At 38.7% G+C, this 15,624-nt stretch carries 17 protein-coding genes; 12 read left to right on the plus strand and 5 right to left on the minus strand.

The genetic code is table 11. From position 1 onward, the window contains the following. Nucleotides 1-25 precede the first annotated feature (25 nt). Genes bioA through bioD form a run of 4 tightly spaced genes read left to right on the plus strand, consistent with a single transcriptional unit; the run spans nt 26 to nt 3,892 of the window. A complete protein-coding gene (bioA, locus tag AC1M87_RS09600; protein WP_035269226.1) occupies nt 26-1,309 on the plus strand; it encodes an adenosylmethionine--8-amino-7-oxononanoate transaminase in 1,284 nt (427 codons plus the stop codon). Continuing rightward, nucleotides 1,306-2,463 carry an 8-amino-7-oxononanoate synthase gene (locus AC1M87_RS09605; RefSeq protein WP_035269224.1) on the plus strand — a complete coding sequence of 386 codons (1,158 nt, stop codon included), beginning with the start codon at nt 1,306-1,308 and terminating at the stop codon, nt 2,461-2,463. Before bioA ends, AC1M87_RS09605 begins: the two co-directional genes overlap by 4 nt. Then, a complete protein-coding gene (gene bioC, locus AC1M87_RS09610; RefSeq protein ID WP_228133285.1) occupies nt 2,460-3,251 on the plus strand; it encodes a malonyl-ACP O-methyltransferase BioC in 792 nt (263 codons plus the stop codon). Before AC1M87_RS09605 ends, bioC begins: the two co-directional genes overlap by 4 nt. Next, a complete protein-coding gene (gene bioD / locus AC1M87_RS09615; protein WP_035269221.1) occupies nt 3,248-3,892 on the plus strand; it encodes a dethiobiotin synthase in 645 nt (214 codons plus the stop codon). The genes bioC and bioD overlap by 4 nt, the downstream gene beginning before the upstream one ends. Before the next feature lie 46 nt (nt 3,893-3,938). Here the strand turns inward: bioD and rluB are convergent, their stop codons facing one another. Genes rluB through AC1M87_RS09630 form a run of 3 tightly spaced genes read right to left on the minus strand, consistent with a single transcriptional unit; the run spans nt 3,939 to nt 6,525 of the window. Next, nucleotides 3,939-5,105: a 23S rRNA pseudouridine(2605) synthase RluB gene (gene rluB, locus AC1M87_RS09620; protein WP_081403293.1), complete on the minus strand. Its 1,167-nt coding sequence runs from the start codon at nt 5,103-5,105 to the stop codon at nt 3,939-3,941. Between the two features lie 41 nt (nt 5,106-5,146). Then, nucleotides 5,147-5,737: an SMC-Scp complex subunit ScpB gene (gene scpB / locus AC1M87_RS09625; RefSeq protein WP_035269219.1), complete on the minus strand. Its 591-nt coding sequence runs from the start codon at nt 5,735-5,737 to the stop codon at nt 5,147-5,149. Beyond that, the gene (locus AC1M87_RS09630; RefSeq protein WP_035269217.1) at nt 5,734-6,525 is read right to left on the minus strand and encodes a segregation and condensation protein A; all 792 of its coding nucleotides are present in this window, start codon (nt 6,523-6,525) and stop codon (nt 5,734-5,736) included. Before AC1M87_RS09630 ends, scpB begins: the two co-directional genes overlap by 4 nt. A gap of 281 nt (nt 6,526-6,806) precedes the next feature. On the opposite strand from AC1M87_RS09630, the gene AC1M87_RS09635 reads away from it, so the two are divergent. Then, on the plus strand, nt 6,807-7,538 hold the full coding sequence (locus AC1M87_RS09635) for a GNAT family N-acetyltransferase (protein WP_035269215.1): 732 nt from the start codon (nt 6,807-6,809) through the stop codon (nt 7,536-7,538). 32 nt (nt 7,539-7,570) lie between these two features. On the opposite strand, the gene AC1M87_RS09640 is transcribed toward AC1M87_RS09635, so the two are convergent. Further along, nucleotides 7,571-8,188, minus strand: coding sequence for an L-threonylcarbamoyladenylate synthase (locus AC1M87_RS09640; protein WP_035269212.1), 618 nt, complete (start codon nt 8,186-8,188; stop codon nt 7,571-7,573). 81 nt (nt 8,189-8,269) lie between these two features. Continuing rightward, the gene (locus AC1M87_RS09645) at nt 8,270-8,932 is read right to left on the minus strand and encodes an elongation factor P hydroxylase (RefSeq protein ID WP_035269210.1); all 663 of its coding nucleotides are present in this window, start codon (nt 8,930-8,932) and stop codon (nt 8,270-8,272) included. Nucleotides 8,933-9,029: 97 nt separating this feature from the next. Here AC1M87_RS09645 and AC1M87_RS09650 point away from each other — a divergent pair, with 97 nt between their 5' ends. The 7 genes from AC1M87_RS09650 to AC1M87_RS09680 all read left to right on the plus strand — a co-directional run. Further along, on the plus strand, nt 9,030-9,587 hold the full coding sequence (locus tag AC1M87_RS09650) for a YceD family protein (protein ID WP_035269208.1): 558 nt from the start codon (nt 9,030-9,032) through the stop codon (nt 9,585-9,587). Between the two features lie 77 nt (nt 9,588-9,664). Beyond that, entirely contained in the window at nt 9,665-9,850 is a 186-nt protein-coding gene (gene rpmF / locus AC1M87_RS09655) for a 50S ribosomal protein L32 (protein ID WP_035269206.1), read from the plus strand. Nucleotides 9,851-10,064: 214 nt separating this feature from the next. Then, the gene (gene fabD, locus AC1M87_RS09660) at nt 10,065-11,051 is read left to right on the plus strand and encodes an ACP S-malonyltransferase (protein WP_035269203.1); all 987 of its coding nucleotides are present in this window, start codon (nt 10,065-10,067) and stop codon (nt 11,049-11,051) included. Next, nucleotides 11,048-11,782 (plus strand): 3-oxoacyl-ACP reductase FabG, encoded by a 735-nt coding sequence (fabG, locus tag AC1M87_RS09665; protein WP_035269201.1) that lies wholly within the window; start codon nt 11,048-11,050, stop codon nt 11,780-11,782. Before fabD ends, fabG begins: the two co-directional genes overlap by 4 nt. 84 nt (nt 11,783-11,866) lie before the next feature. Then, nucleotides 11,867-12,103: an acyl carrier protein gene (acpP, locus tag AC1M87_RS09670; RefSeq protein ID WP_035269198.1), complete on the plus strand. Its 237-nt coding sequence runs from the start codon at nt 11,867-11,869 to the stop codon at nt 12,101-12,103. A 197-nt stretch (nt 12,104-12,300) separates the two neighbouring features. Further along, a complete protein-coding gene (gene lysM, locus AC1M87_RS09675) occupies nt 12,301-12,774 on the plus strand; it encodes a peptidoglycan-binding protein LysM (protein ID WP_035269196.1) in 474 nt (157 codons plus the stop codon). A 654-nt stretch (nt 12,775-13,428) separates the two neighbouring features. Further along, a partial coding sequence (locus tag AC1M87_RS09680) for a GA-like domain-containing protein (protein WP_481593574.1) occupies nt 13,429-15,624 on the plus strand: 2,196 nt, incomplete at its 3' end.

Genomic DNA, 15,624 nt, shown 5'->3' on the forward strand with positions numbered 1-15,624 from the left:
AGATTAATAAGGAAATTCTTCCAGGATGGTTGACGAATTCGATTTAGCACACTTATGGCACCCTTATACTTCGATGTTAAACCCACTGCCGACATATAAAGTAAAAAAGGCTACAGGGGTGATGATTGAACTTGAAGATGGCCGTCAACTCATTGATGGTATGTCATCTTGGTGGTGTGCCATTCACGGATATAACCATCCTCAACTTAATCAAGCTGTGTCGGATCAATTGCAGCACATGTCACACATTATGTTTGGTGGGCTTACTCATGATCCTGCGATTGAATTAGGGAAGGCATTATTAAAAATTACACCACCTCAATTAGATAAAATATTCTATGCGGACTCAGGTTCTGTCGCTGTTGAAGTCGCACTAAAGATGGCAGTTCAATATTGGACCGCACAAAATAAGAAAGATAAAACCAGTTTTATCACGACGCGTTCTGGTTACCATGGTGATACATGGAATGCAATGTCAGTATGTGATCCAGTTACTGGGATGCATCAGGTCTTTGGTTCTAGTTTACCTTCTCGTTATTTTGTTCCTGCACCGCAGACTCGATTTGATGAAGATTGGAATCCAGCAGATATTCTTGTATTGGCAGAAACTTTAAAAAACCATCATGCCACTATCGCTGCCATGATTATTGAGCCGATTGTGCAAGGTGCTGGAGGCATGCGTTTCTATCATCCTGAATATTTACGCGAAGCCAAGAGGCTATGCGATCAATATCAGGTGTTAATGATATTTGATGAAATTGCCACGGGGTTTGGGCGAACAGGTAAATTATTTGCTTGGGAACACGCTCAAGTTGAACCAGACATCATGTGTATTGGTAAGGCGCTGACCGGTGGGTATATGACTTTATCTGCAACACTGACCACACGACATGTCGCTGAAGTGATCAGCTCTGGTGAAGCTGGCGTATTTATGCATGGACCTACATTTATGGCGAACCCCTTGGCTTGTGCTGTCGCCTTAAAGAGTACTGAGCTTTTATTGTCACAAGATTGGCAGTCCAATATTCAAAGAATAGAGCAAATTCTAAAACATTATTTACATAGATTAGATGATCAAGCGCATATTCAAGATGTTCGTGTGCTCGGTGCTATCGGTGTTGTTGAGCTTAAACAAAATGTTGATATGAAAACGCTGCAACAGCGTTTCGTAGAACGAGGCGTGTGGATTCGTCCTTTTGGAAAATTAGTTTATGTCATGCCACCTTTTGTGATTTCAGATGTCGAACTTACTGAGTTACTAACGCAGTTGGTGAGTGTTGTGATGGAACTTGCAGAGGAAATGAGATGAATCTGTTGGACTACTACGCAGAGCAGTTAGACTCATTAAAACAAACTGGAAATTTTCGGCAGTTTAAATCCATCGTTCAGCATGGAAAATGGGTTGAGCTTCAGCAACAAAGAATGTTGAATCTATCGAGTAATGATTATTTAGGGATTGCGTCAGATCTACAAATAAGAGAAGCATTTTTTGATCACTGTTCAGCAGATTCAAAAAGAATGAGCTCTTCATCTTCAAGGTTACTCACAGGAAATTATCCTGAATATGAGCAATTTGAATATGACATGAGTCAATCATTCAATCAAAGGGCAGTTCTGTTATTCAACAGTGGCTATCACATGAATATTGGTATTCTGCCTGCGATTGCTGATAGTCAAACTTTAATTCTCTCGGATAAATTGATTCACGCCAGCATGATTGATGGGATTCGCTTAAGTAAAGCGAAGCTGATACGTTATCGACATAATGATCTGCTTCATTTAAAGCAATTGATCGAGCAATATCATGATGATCCCTTGTATCAAAGAATCATTGTGGTAACTGAATCAATTTTTAGTATGGATGGTGATGAAACTGATTTAACTGCGTTGGTGAGTCTGAAATATCAGTTCAGTAAAATCATGTTATATGTTGATGAAGCACATGCTATTGGTGTTCGGGGAGAGCAAGGGCTCGGTTGTGCTGAACAATATGCTGTCATAGATGATATCGATTTCTTGGTAGGAACATTTGGGAAAGCACTCGCATCTGTTGGTGGATACATTGTGTGTCATCCAATCTTAAAAGATTATTTAATCAACAAAATGCGCTCTTTGATTTTTAGTACCGCACAACCACCCATCAACATGGCTTGGACGCATTTTATTTGGAATAAAATGAAAAAAATGCAGGAGCAACGTGCTCATTTAAGTGATTTGAGTCTGCAACTGCGTCAATATATTCTTGAGCAAGGTTACGAATGTCCTTCAAGCTCGCAGATTATTCCTTTAATTTTAGGTGATTCTCAGCGTGCACTTGAGCGCGCACAACAATTACAACAATCTGGTTTTTATATTTTGCCGGTTCGGCCACCAACGGTTCCACAAGGAAGTTCACGCCTGAGAATTTGTATGAATTCTCAGCTGAATCAAGATGAATTGGAGCGTTTGAAAGAACAATTATGAATGACTCTATGTTGAACAAATTTATTCAAAAAGAAATGATTGCTACTCGATTTGCAAAATCGCATTGGACTTATGCAGATCAGGCACGTATTCAACAAAATGTAGCGAAACATTTAAGCGAGCTGATGCGTCTTTATGTTTCATCTTCTGAGCTTGCTAAAGTATTTGAAATTGGATGTGGAACTGGAAATCTAACTCAAGAGATGCTTCATCATTTTAAAATGGATCAAGTCATTTTGAATGATTTATATGCTGATGTTGAGCATACCATCAGTCATCATCAGCCTGTCGAGTGGCGTATTGGTGATGTCGAAAAAATTGAGTTACCCAAAGACCTTGATTTATGTGCCTCAAGCTCTGCATTACAGTGGATGTCTGAGTTTGAAAGATTGATACAGAAAATTTATTCGGCTTTAAAGCCCAATGGTTATTTTTGCTTTTCAACTTATGGGCCTCAGAACTTAAAAGAAATTAAATCCTTAACTGGACAAGGATTAAAATATTTTGATCAAAGCCAAATTAAAAGCTTACTAGAGCAGAACGGATTTGAAGTGATGCACTGTGAACAACAATTGGCTCAATTACACTTCGCGCACCCAAAATTGGTCCTAAAACATTTACAGGCCACAGGTGTGACGGCAACCTCACAGGGATTTCGTTGGACGAAGGAAAGTTTGAATCAGTTTTATCTAGGTTACCGACAATTTATTGCGACTGATGAGCAAGAGAATCTTGTATATCCTTTAACGTATCACCCTATATTTTTTATCGCACGGAGTAAGTCATGAGTGCTCAAATCTACTTTGTGAGCGGTATTGATACTGGAATTGGAAAAACATACGTCACTGGTTATTTGGCAAAAATTTGGCGTGAACAAGGGCGGAATGTCATTACTCAGAAATTAATTCAAACGGGTAATGTGGATGTTTCTGAAGATATTGAAAAACATCGTGAAATTATGGGATGTGGTTGGTTAGAGGAAGATACTCAAAAACTCACTATGCCTGAAATTTTCAGTTATCCTGCATCGCCTCACTTAGCGACACGTATAGATGGGCGAAGTATTGATTTCGCTAAAATTGAACAAGCGACTCAACAGTTGTCCTCTTCATATGAAGTTGTTTTACTTGAAGGGGCGGGTGGCTTGATGGTCCCTCTAACAACACAATATTTAACCATTGATTATTTGGTGGATAAAAAATATCCCATAATTTTGGTGAGTTCGGGGCGTTTGGGAAGCATCAACCATACTTTGTTGAGCTTAGAGGCACTGAAGCATCGTGGGCTTGAGTTATATGCTCTAGCATATAATTTGAATGCTGAATCTGACGATGAGCTTATTTCACGTGATACATCTACCTACTTAAAAAAGTATTTATCACAACATTTTCCATCTGCTAAATGGTTTGATATTCCTGTTATTGAATAAATGAAAAAAACCGCTCTATTGAGCGGTTTTTTTAGGGATTTCAAAATTAGAACTTCTTAAAGCCTTTGTTAATACCAAAAGGTTTGCGTTGACCGAATTTATTTTCGTTGCGTGGTTTGTAATCAACAGAATTGCCGTTTACTTCACCTTTGTTTTCAGGACGTTTATTGCGGAAATCCTGATTTTCAGTGCGAGGGGCACGATTGTTGAATCGATTCTCAAATCCTTCTTGACGTGGTGCACGTGCATTGAAACGGTTTTCTGAGCCTTCTTGACGCGGTGCGCGATTGTTAAATCGATTATCACTGCGGCTTTGATCAGCACCACCTTGACGGAAGTCACGGCGTGGTTCTTGATGCTCGCCTTCGTCACGGCGTTGTTGGCGTAAATAACCACCACGACGTGCTGCAAGTGGTTTCTCTTGCATACGTTCATTGCGGCGTTTCGCCATACCGTAAAGACCAGTACCTTGACGTGGTTTGAGCTCAACAGACTTAGTTAAGTTATCAATGTCATTTTTATCAAGTTCAATCCAACGACCTGTACGTAATTCACGTGGCAGAATGACTGTACCATAACGTGTACGTAATAGACGGCTGACTTTCAAGCCTTGTGATTCAAAGATGCGGCGTACTTCACGGTTACGTCCTTCTTTTACAACCACTTGATACCAACGGTTAATCCCTTCACCACCAATTTCAGAGAATGACTCAAATTTTGCTGGACCATCATCGAGCATGACACCATCTGTCATGTTCTTTTTCAGTTGAGGGGTCACTTCACCCATCACACGTACAGCGTATTCGCGTTCAATTTCACTAGATGGATGCATTAAGCGGTTTGCAAGCTCGCCATCGTTTGTGAAAAGTAATAATCCTGTTGAGTTGATATCTAAACGACCAACCATGACCCAACGATCACCCGGAATTGATGGTAATTGATCAAATACAGTTGGGCGATTTTCAGGGTCGTTACGTGAACAGATTTCACCTTCAGGTTTGTAGTAAATCAATACACGACGACGGATTTCATCTTCAATTTGGAACTGTACTTTACGACCATCGATACGAAGCTCATCGGTTGGTTCGATACGTTCACCTACTTGAGCAACTTGACCGTTGACACTAACACGACCGGCAGCAATGACTTCTTCCATATAGCGGCGAGAACCCAAACCTACACGTGCCAATACCTTTTGCAATTTTTCACTCATAACAGCATAACCTTAGAAATAATCATCAACAGTTCACCTATTTACGACTTGGGTGCGTGAGCATCCAATGCCATAAAAGCTTCCTTGGCATCCTGTAGGGGAGGCAGTTGATTTAAATCACTTAAACCAAAAGCATTTAAAAATTGTGGCGTTGTAACCAACAACGCGGGTCTTCCTGGAAGTTCCCGGAAACCAGACTCTTTAATCCAGTTCCAATCGAATAACGTTCTGAGTTGCTGACTGTTATTCGTGACTCCTCGAATTTGCTCAATATCGGCTCGGGTAACGGGCTGATGATAAGCAATCACTGCTAGAGTTTCTAACAATGATGGTGATAATTTAGTTGGACGTTCTGGCCAAGTTTGTGCAATCACTTGTCGATACTTAGCACGAACTTGAAAGCGAAAACCTTGAGCTGTTTCAGTCAGCTCAATTGAACGACCGTGTTGTAACACTGCAAGCTGTTGCAAATATGCGCGCAGTTGTTGTTTGGAAAATTGGTTTTGAAATGCCTCTTTCAAGCGTGCAATAGAAACAGGCGCTTCACTGGCAAAAATAATAGCTTCGAGCTGCATGAGCACTTCGTGGTGTAACTCATCAACTTGAAAGGAGTTTGATTGATCAATGGTCATATCATTACCCCTTGAATTGCCAGCGGGGCTTCAATACCTGATGCAATAATTTGAACTTTTTGCTGACGTGTTAGCTCTAATATTGCCATAAACGTCACCACTAACCCCATACGACCTTGACTTGGTTTTAAAAGTTGATCAAATTTCAAAACCTCACCTGATTTTGTCATCTGTTCAATATAGGCAATACGTTCTTCAAGCAAAACAGGTTCTTGAGTAATCTGGTGTGTAACAGGCTCTGGGCGATTAAAAATACAAAACATAGCATCGCGCAGAAGAGAGGCTTCATAACCCTCATTTACTGTATTAATTTGTCCAAGGCTAACGTTGGGTAGAAAAGTATCACGGTCCAAAATAGGCATTTGACCGAGACGCTCAGCAGCTTGCTTGATCCTTAAATATGTCTCTAAGCGATCTATTAATTCTTGTTTTGGATCTTTTTCAATTTGGATTGATTTAGGTTTAGGCAGCAGTAAGCGTGATTTTAAATCTGCTAATAATGCCGCCATCACCATATAATCTGCGGTTAACTCAATATTGAGTGACTTCATACTGTCAATATATGACAAATATTGCGTTGCAATCGGAGCTATATCGAGCTGAAGTAGATCGAAACCATTTTTTTGGATGAGGTAAATTAAAAAGTCGAGTGGTCCTTCGAAATGTTCTAATAGAATTTCGAATGCTGCAGGCGGTATATATAAATCTTCAGGAATCGTATCTTGCCACTCATCTAAAACACGGATGTGTGGAAGTGCGTCCATGGGATTATGGATAGCTTGAGTCATTACAATTATTAGCCACGCGAATTTTCAAAAGCATGTTGGGCGATTCAGGAGATCACATATCGAAATCAGTAAAAGGACAGTGATTCGAATAGCATAAAAACAATATGGGTATTCTAAATTAAATCGAGTGCTGAATATATCTTTATCCGCAGTTTTACGATAAAAAAATTGAAATAAATAGGTGGTATTTTTTAAGGTTATATGGATGTATTTAGTGTTTTAATTGATAAATGTAAACTGGTATTCATTGTTAGCGTGTGTTCGACGAGAAGTAAAAGAGTATGAATAATTTTCAAAAAGTAGAACAAAATGTATATAAACAAAGTGTAGGTATAAAAGTTCACTCAAATACTCACCCTATAAACTCATTCAAAGCGTTGAGTGGAACGTATGTAAATTTATATCCTTTAAATTTAATTGAAAATATTGAAGAGCTTGCGAGAAATCTATTCCCAATTAAGATTACAGACGAGTTTATTTCAAGCTTTACCTATTTGCCTTACGAAGCGCCAACTTCGATTGAAGACTTGTCATATAAACTCTCATCGCAATTTGGTACACAAGGGAATATTTATTATGTTATTCGCATAGCGAACAAACCAGTGGGGTGGATCGCATTGATGAATATCGGGTTGGATGATGGAGTGGTTGAAATTGGGAATGTATACTTCTCAGCAGATTTAAAACGGTCTAGAGCTGCTACAGAAGTATTATTTTTACTGTTGAATGAGTGTTTTACTTTAGGATTTAGGCGTATAGAGTGGAAGTGTCATGAGTTGAACTTAGCTTCCAAAAAAGCCGCACTACGATTCGGTTTTCAATATGAAGGAATGTTTAGACAACATAAAGTGGTCAAGGGAAGAAACCGAAACACGCTTTGGTTTTCAATGTTGGATGAAGAGTGGCTGACTTTAAAAGAAAGTTATTTAGCTTGGCTTGAACCAAGCAACTTTACGCAAGAGGGTCAACAAATAAAGACCCTCCAAGCAATCTATAACGAAAAATCAGCGTAAATCAAATAAAGAGAGATGAATGGTGAGGCATTTTACTCAAAAGCACTCACATCACCCACGCCACGGCGGATAATTTCAGGTTGACTTCCTGAGAGATCAACAATACTTGTCGTAGTTAATGTACCAAGTCCACTATCAATAAAAACATCAATTCTTTTACTTAATTGTTGTTCTATTTCATATGGATCATCCAAAGGCTCAGTTTGACCTGGAAGAATCAGGGTGCTGGTGAGTAAAGGTTCACCCAACTCTTTAAGAAGCATTTGACAGACTGGGTTGCTCGGTACACGTAAACCAATGGTTTTCTTTTTGGGGTGCATCAAGCGACGAGGGACTTCACTTGTCGCTTGCAAAATAAAGGTGGTAATCGCAGGTGTGTTATTTTTAAGCAAACGATAAGTTGCATTATCCACTTTTGCATACGTTGCAATATCTGAGAGATCCGCACATAAGATCGCATATTGATGCTTAGCACCAAGATCACGGATTTGAGCAATTCGTTCCATCGCTTGCTTATTACCAATTTGGCATCCGATGGCATAGGCTGCATCTGTTGGATAAACCACGACATCGCCTGCACGTATTCTTTCTACTGCTTGAGTAATAAGTCGAGATTGTGGATTGTCAGGATGTACTCTTAAATGAAGCATTTTATTTTCTCCTGATTATTTTTTCGTATTATTGCGTGCATGGACATTCACTTCAATGTCATGAGTATATATTTACTAGACTTAATCTAGCGATGCACGAGAAAATTCATGCAAATGTAATGTTTTGCCACTTCTGAGACACTTACAGATGCACTGAATAAAGTGTTGAGCATCTCTTGGAAGCTGAGCTTCACCTGAAAAATAGCGTTGTACTTGAGCATAAACATTGTCTTTAAAAGACTGCCCATCACCACCTTCACCCGTTAAATTGTCCAGAGAAACGCGGAATTTTCGACTAAAGGCTGTGGAAAACATCCATTCAATTGCTTGAGGTTTAATTTCGACTTGTTCAAATAGGGCTTGTTGTTCAGCAGTTCGACCATCTGGTGCGTACCAATAGCCAAGATCAGGAAGAGTGCGACGATGATCTCCTGCGATTGTCCAATGGCTTATTTCATGTAAAGCACTATTGAAAAATCCATGTGCGAATTGGATGCGAGCAGGTTGTTGGTCTGAGGCAGGGAAGTATTCAGGTTCAAAGTCGCCTTTGACTAATGTGACATTTAAGTGGGAAAACCAATGATTAAAGTGTAAGATAAGCCAGTCTACCTGTTGAGCTTCTGTTTGCAGATTTACCCAAGGTGCGAGTTGCACGCGGTCTAAGTGATCGGTCAAATTTGAGGTCGAAGGATAGTGTAACTGTAATGAAGTTGTGACTTCAGGTTGCGGCTGCAACTGATGCATGACTTGATTAACCCAAATGATCTGTCTGAATAAGTGCAAAATTGTATCTTAATCTTTGACAGAGTACTTATGAATTTGTAGAATTGCCGCCTTAATTATGTCAGCAAATACCTTTCCGGCACAGATTGAGCCGTTTAAATGGGCTGAACAGGGCTTCACATGGTCAGGTACACTGCCATTGTCGCGCTTTGTTCGTATATCCCGTGAAGCTGTTGGGTCAATTGATAATCAATTGATCAATATAGACTGTAAGCTATCAATGGATGCGTATCATCGTATCGTTTGGCTTGATGGTAGTGTTGAAACGAAGGTTCCAATGGAATGCCAACGTTGTTTGGATACTGTTGAATTACCTCTCGAATTGGACTTTCATCTGGCTTTAGTCGATGATGAGTCACTGATAGAGCGCTTGGATGAGGATGCTGATTTCATCGTCTTAGGTGAGAGTGAAGCAACGACAAAAGGTTCATTTGATGCACCTGCAACCGCTGATTTACTTTCTCTCATAGAAGATGAATTGTTATTGTTGATTCCTTTGTCACCAAGACATGCGTCTTGTGAGCATAAGCATCAACCTGCCCAAGAAGAAGTTGTTGAAGAAAAACGAGATAATCCGTTTGGTGTTTTGGCAGCTTTGAAGGGTAAACTTAACTAATTTTTGTGTTATACTCTTAGGTATAAGACAATCGAATTTGTTCTGATCCATTTTTTCGATCTTTGTAAGGAGCCATCATGGCCGTTCAGCAAAACCGTAAAAGTCGCTCTCGCCGTGACATGCGCCGTTCACATGACGCTTTAACCGAGAATGCATTAACAGTAGACCAAACGACTGGTGAAACTCACCGTCGTCACCACGTAACTAAAGATGGTGTCTACCGTGGTCGTCAATTATTCGCTAAAGCAGCTGATGCTGAATAATTGGTGATGTATTAAGCGTCAAGCTTAGTAGAAAAAATGGGAGCGTAAGCTCCCTTTTTTTATTTCTATTTTTTGTTGTATTTGGCAATTACCAAAGCTTTTTTTTAATGATAAATTTCGCTCCATCAAATCAGTTAAGACTTGAGTTTGATGTTCAAGATGATCGAAATGAATCAAAATAGAATAGTCAAAGCTCTGAATAAAGGATTTTTATATGTCTGCTAAACGCCTCGAGCAAGCCGTTCTTGCGACCAAAACTGCATTTGTTTTTCCTGGACAGGGTTCTCAAAAAGCAGGAATGTTAGCGGAGCTTGCAGAACAGTTTAGTAGTGTGCAAGAAACGTTTGCTGAAGCTTCTGAAGCACTCGGCTTTGATTTATGGCACATTGCGCAAAGTGGTGAAGGGTTAAACCAAACTGAATTTACACAACCAGTGCTACTCACAGCAAGCATTGCTTTATGGCGTGTATGGTTAGAGCTTGGTGGTGTCGTTCCTAAATATTTAGCGGGACATTCACTAGGTGAATACAGTGCATTGGTTGCTGCAGAATCTTTAAGCTTAAAAGATGCAGTTAAATTGGTGAACTTACGCGGTAAGTTGATGCAAGATGCTGTCCCTCAGGGTCAAGGTGCTATGGCTGCGATTCTTGGTCTTGATGATGCTAAGGTTGTAGAACTGTGTGCTCAAGTCACCGCTCAAGGTGAGGGTTCAGTGGAAGCTGCAAACTATAATGCACAGGGTCAAGTTGTGGTGGCAGGTGATACTGCACAGGTTGAAGCGTTAATAGCTTTGGTAAAAGAGCAAGGTGCAAAAGCAATTGCGTTACCAGTATCAGTACCATCACATTGTTCATTAATGAAGCCAGCGGCAGCAGAGTTTGCCAAAGCTTTAGCAGATGTTGATATTCAATTACCTCGCATTCCAGTGATTCAAAATGTCAATGCACAAGTGGCTGACAGTGTTGATGAATTGCGTACAGCGTTGACATCACAACTTTATGAGTCTGTCCAATGGACTAAAACACTTCAAGTATTGGCTGATCAAGATGTGAGCTATGTTGTTGAATGTGGTCCTGGGAATGTATTAACAAATTTAGCAAAACGTTTAGAACATGTTGAAAAAGCATTGCCTTTAGATACTAAATCTCGTTTAGAAGATGCTTTAAATACTGTATTAGTTGCAGAAGGGAAAATTGCATGACGCAGGAACGTAAAGTCGCGTTAGTGACAGGTGCAAGCCGTGGTATTGGTGCTGCGATTGCACAACAGCTGATCGAAGATGGTTTTTTTGTCGTAGGTACGGCTACATCTGAGTCTGGTGCTGAAAAATTATCTACACAATTTGCTGAACATGGTGTAGGAAAAGTACTTGATGTTCGTGATGGAGCTGCAATTGATGCACTCATTACAGATATTGAACAAAGTTTTGGCCCTGTACTTGTTCTTGTGAATAATGCAGGTATCACTAAAGATAATCTACTGCTTCGTATGTCTGAAGATGATTGGGATGATATCCAAAATATTCACCTTAAAGCAGTATTCCGTCTCTCTAAACGTGTATTGAAAGGTATGACGAAAGCGAGATTTGGACGAATTATCAATATTAGTTCTGTCGTTGCGCATTTTGCAAATCCAGGTCAAGCAAATTATTCAGCTGCGAAGGCTGGGATTGAAGCTTTTAGCCGCAGTTTGGCTAAAGAAATGGGCAGTCGTCAAATTACTGTCAATAGTATCGCGCCTGGCTTTATTGCAACTGAGATGACTGAACAGTTAAGTGATGAAATTCAGAAAAAAATGAGTGATCAAGTGGCATTGAACCGTTTTGGTCAGCCTCAAGATATCGCAAATGCAGTAAGTTTCCTTGCTTCTGATAAAGCAAGTTACATTACTGGTACGGTATTACACGTGAATGGTGGTTTATACATGGCGTAATGCGATGTATAAACTTTCAAATATATCAAGATTCAATTAAACTATAGGCATTATACGCCGCCACAAGCAATGAGGAGAATTCCTGTGAGCGATATCGAACAACGTATCAAACAAGCAGTAGCTGAACAACTTGGCTTAAAAGCTGAAGAGATTAAAAACGAAGCATCTTTCATGGATGACTTAGGTGCTGACTCTCTAGATCTAGTTGAGCTTGTAATGTCTTTCGAAAATGATTTCGACATTACTATTCCTGATGAAGATTCTAACGAAATTACAACTGTTCAATCTGCTATCGATTATGTAACTAAGAAATTAGCTTAATCATCAGATTCAGTTCTTTTCGAACTTAAAAGCTACCTTTATGGTGGCTTTTTTTTATTAAGGAATAAATTGCAATATTACATTAAGTTACCTTAAGTTTAAGAAAGATAACGGCGTTAGGTATAGTTCTTCTGTATAAAAATTAAGGGATCTAAATTATTTGATCACCAAACTGAAATAACAATAGGAGAATAACAATGGGTCTTTTTGATTTTGTGAAAGGTATTGGGAAAAAGAATACCGCACCAGCTGAGCAACAAGCTACACCAGCAACGCCAGCAGAGCCATCTGCTCAAGAAATTGCGAATAAATTATTGGGGCATATTAAATCACTTGGCTTACCAGTAACAGGACTGTCTGTGACTTATAATGCAAGCAGTGATTTAGCGACTGTAAAAGGACAAGTGCAAACTCAAGCAGATCGTGAAAAGATCATCTTGGCTGTGGGAAATATTGATCATGTTGCTCAAGTCGATGACCAACTTACTGTTTCATCTCCAGAGCCTGAAAGTAAATTCTATACAGTAAAATCAGGGGATAATCTTTCAAAAATTTCTAAAGAGTTTTATGGTGATGCAAATCAGTACAACAAAATTTTTGAAGCAAACCGACCATTACTTAAAAATGCAGATGATATTTTCCCGGGACAGGTTCTAAGAATTCCAAACTAAAATATCAATGAATCTAAAAGACCGAGATTTAAATCTCGGTTTTTTATTTTAAAGTAACTTAATAACTTAAAACTGATTCTTAAATTATCAATATAAAACAATATTTTAACGGCTAGAAAATTTCTATAAATATATTTTAACTTCCACATTGCAATGGTGTTTTTGGCCATTTTTTAAGTTATTTCGAAGTAATAAGAATAAAAAAATTGAAATAAATTCATTAATCCTAACTTTATGTTTTATATAGGAAAAATAAATTAGTAAAAATAAGTGTTTGAAAATAAATAAAATTTAATTTGTTTCAAGAAATAAAATATTGTTTCATTGGGTTTTATTATGTAACTTTAATTAAGTAATAGTGTAATTTTGTTTCTGGTGTTTTTTTGCAATATTTAAAAATTTTATGTCTAACTTATATAAAATAATAAATAATGAGATTTTTTTCACTATTAGTTTATAAATTGTGACTTTGTTTAAAATTAAATTTTATCAATAAAAACATTGCTTTAAGAATCTCGAATGGAGTGTAAAAAATTTTTTTTAACTATGAATTTTTGTTGATTTTCAACTGACTTTTTATGACGTTTACATTGATTCTCAATCTGATAAAAAAATAGAGGGTTAAAGAATATCTTAATAATACTGGGTGACGTCATGAAAAATTTAGAAATATTATCAAAAAACGATGGGGCGGTTTTAGAAAAGACTACTGCTAATAAAATCGTATTAAACCAGAACTCAATTGTGAAAATTGATGCATCAATCGAAGAGGTCTTAAATTTTCAGAAAGAAGGAAATTCTTTAGTTATTAATTTTAAAAATGGCGAACAATTAGTTGTAGAAAGTTATTTTGATGATCCCTTAAATAGTCATAATATTTTATTTAATGACAATGGTCAGCTTTATTGGGTTGAGTTCACAGATGCTGCCAATGAAATAGCTTCGACTATTAAATATTATCCAATTGATGATATTTCAGCACTTATCGCTGGAAACTCAAGTACAGCTTTGACAGGGTTAACTCCATGGTTAATTGCAGGGGGATTAGCTGCTGGAGTAGTTGCTATTGCAGATAATATGAGTGATTCAGATAAAAAATCTAATTCTGTATCGCCGGAACCAGAACCACCAAATAACGATGAATTAGAAGAAGCAAAACAGCTCGTTAATGATGCAGAGAAAGCTTATCAAGATCTTAAAGATTTGATTGAAGATAAATTAAATGATGGGTTAATTACTCCTGAGGAAAAAGCTGAATTAGAGGAAGCATTACAAGATGCAAAGGATGCTAAAGATGCTGCTCAAGATAAAGTCGATAACTTGGTAGATGGCGAGGAAAAATCTGATTTACAAGATCGACTAGATGATTTGGTTGATGAAGAGTTGCCACCAATTAATGATCAAAATGGTGATGGTGTACCAGATGATCTCGAGCAAGCTTTACTAGATGCTGAAGAAGCTGTAGCCAATGCTGAACAAGCGTACGAAGCATTAAAAGATTTAATTTTAGAGAAGAATGAAAACGGCCTGATTACACCTGCTGAAAGAGCGGAATTAGATCAAGCTAAAGAGGCTTTCGAGAGTGCCAAAGCCTTAGCAGAAACTAAAACAAATTTATTACCAGAATCAGTTCAATCTCAAAAAGATGCTTTGCAGGAACGTCTTGAAGATTTAGTGGATATCATCCTACCTGAAATTAATGATGAAAATGATGATGGTATCGTAGATGATATCGCTGAAGCACTCATTGAAGCAGAGTTGGCTGTTGCGGAAGCTGAAGCAAAGTATGCAGCTGCTGAAAATGCTTTAACTGTTGCAAATCGTGATGGATTAATTAATCCAACAGAGCTTAATGCTTTACAGAATGCTTTAGAGCAGGCACAAATTGCTAAGTCAACTGCTCAAAGTAAAGTAAATGCTCTACCTGAATCTGTTCAGGAACAGAAAGATGCCTTTCAAAATCGATTAGATGATCTGACTGACATAAGTTTGCCTGAAGTAAATGACGCAGATGGTGATGGCATTGTAGACGGCTTACCAGAAGCGATTCAGGAAGCGCAGTCAGCCGTAGAAGCAGCTGAAGCTAAATATGCTGAAGCTCTTAATAATTTAGCTTTGGCTCAAAAAGATGGCTTAATTAACCCGCTTGAACTCAGTATTCTTGAACAGAAAGTACAGGCTGCACTTGATGCAAAAGAAGTTGCCCAAGATAAGGTAAATGTATTGCCAAATGGAGCGATTAAAGATGGTTTACAGGATCGTCTAGATGCTCTTGTAAATATTGACTTACCTGAAGTCAATGATGCAGATGGTGATGGCGTACCAGACGGCGAAGATATTACACTTGAAGAAGCAACAGAGGCAGTAGAGGCGGCTGAAGCAGCATATGCTGAGGCAGAGCAAGCACTAGCAGATGCAGAATCAGATGGTTTAATCACGCCAACAGAACTTGCTGAGCTGACTCAAGCACGTGATGATGCACTTGCTGCTAAAGAAGATGCACAAGCGAAAGTTGATGCACTTCCAGAAGGAGCAGACAAAGACGCATTGGATGCACGCTTAGATGATCTAGTCGACATCACCTTACCAACAGTAAATGATGAAAACGAAGATGGCGTAGCAGATGAGTACGAACAAGTATTGGCAGATGCCGAAGCAGCAGTAGAGGCAGCAGAAGCAGCATACGCTGCGGCAGAACAAGCACTGATCGATGCAAATGCCAATGGCCTCATCACCCCAACAGAACTTACTGAGCTGATTCAAGCACGTGATGATGCGCTTGCTGCTAAAGAAGATGCACAATCGAAAGTTGATGCACTTCCAGAAGGAGCAGACAAAGACGCACTGGAT

It is taken from the genome of Acinetobacter sp. 24-47-62 (assembly GCF_056779765.1).

What these genes read in the sequence shown, in the direction of transcription:
- rpmF (WP_035269206.1), top strand. Translation starts at nt 9,665, where the DNA reads ATGGCCGTTCAGCAAAACCGTAAAAGTCGCTCTCGCCGTGACATGCGC.
- bioA (WP_035269226.1), top strand. Translation starts at nt 26, where the DNA reads ATGGTTGACGAATTCGATTTAGCACACTTATGGCACCCTTATACTTCG.
- fabG (WP_035269201.1), top strand. Translation starts at nt 11,048, where the DNA reads ATGACGCAGGAACGTAAAGTCGCGTTAGTGACAGGTGCAAGCCGTGGT.
- fabD (WP_035269203.1), top strand. Translation starts at nt 10,065, where the DNA reads ATGTCTGCTAAACGCCTCGAGCAAGCCGTTCTTGCGACCAAAACTGCA.
- AC1M87_RS09640 (WP_035269212.1), bottom strand. Translation starts at nt 8,188, where the DNA reads ATGCTTCATTTAAGAGTACATCCTGACAATCCACAATCTCGACTTATT.
- bioD (WP_035269221.1), top strand. Translation starts at nt 3,248, where the DNA reads ATGAGTGCTCAAATCTACTTTGTGAGCGGTATTGATACTGGAATTGGA.
- AC1M87_RS09635 (WP_035269215.1), top strand. Translation starts at nt 6,807, where the DNA reads ATGAATAATTTTCAAAAAGTAGAACAAAATGTATATAAACAAAGTGTA.
- AC1M87_RS09645 (WP_035269210.1), bottom strand. Translation starts at nt 8,932, where the DNA reads ATGCATCAGTTGCAGCCGCAACCTGAAGTCACAACTTCATTACAGTTA.
- bioC (WP_228133285.1), top strand. Translation starts at nt 2,460, where the DNA reads ATGAATGACTCTATGTTGAACAAATTTATTCAAAAAGAAATGATTGCT.
- AC1M87_RS09630 (WP_035269217.1), bottom strand. Translation starts at nt 6,525, where the DNA reads ATGACTCAAGCTATCCATAATCCCATGGACGCACTTCCACACATCCGT.
- scpB (WP_035269219.1), bottom strand. Translation starts at nt 5,737, where the DNA reads ATGACCATTGATCAATCAAACTCCTTTCAAGTTGATGAGTTACACCAC.
- rluB (WP_081403293.1), bottom strand. Translation starts at nt 5,105, where the DNA reads ATGAGTGAAAAATTGCAAAAGGTATTGGCACGTGTAGGTTTGGGTTCT.
- lysM (WP_035269196.1), top strand. Translation starts at nt 12,301, where the DNA reads ATGGGTCTTTTTGATTTTGTGAAAGGTATTGGGAAAAAGAATACCGCA.
- AC1M87_RS09650 (WP_035269208.1), top strand. Translation starts at nt 9,030, where the DNA reads ATGTCAGCAAATACCTTTCCGGCACAGATTGAGCCGTTTAAATGGGCT.
- AC1M87_RS09605 (WP_035269224.1), top strand. Translation starts at nt 1,306, where the DNA reads ATGAATCTGTTGGACTACTACGCAGAGCAGTTAGACTCATTAAAACAA.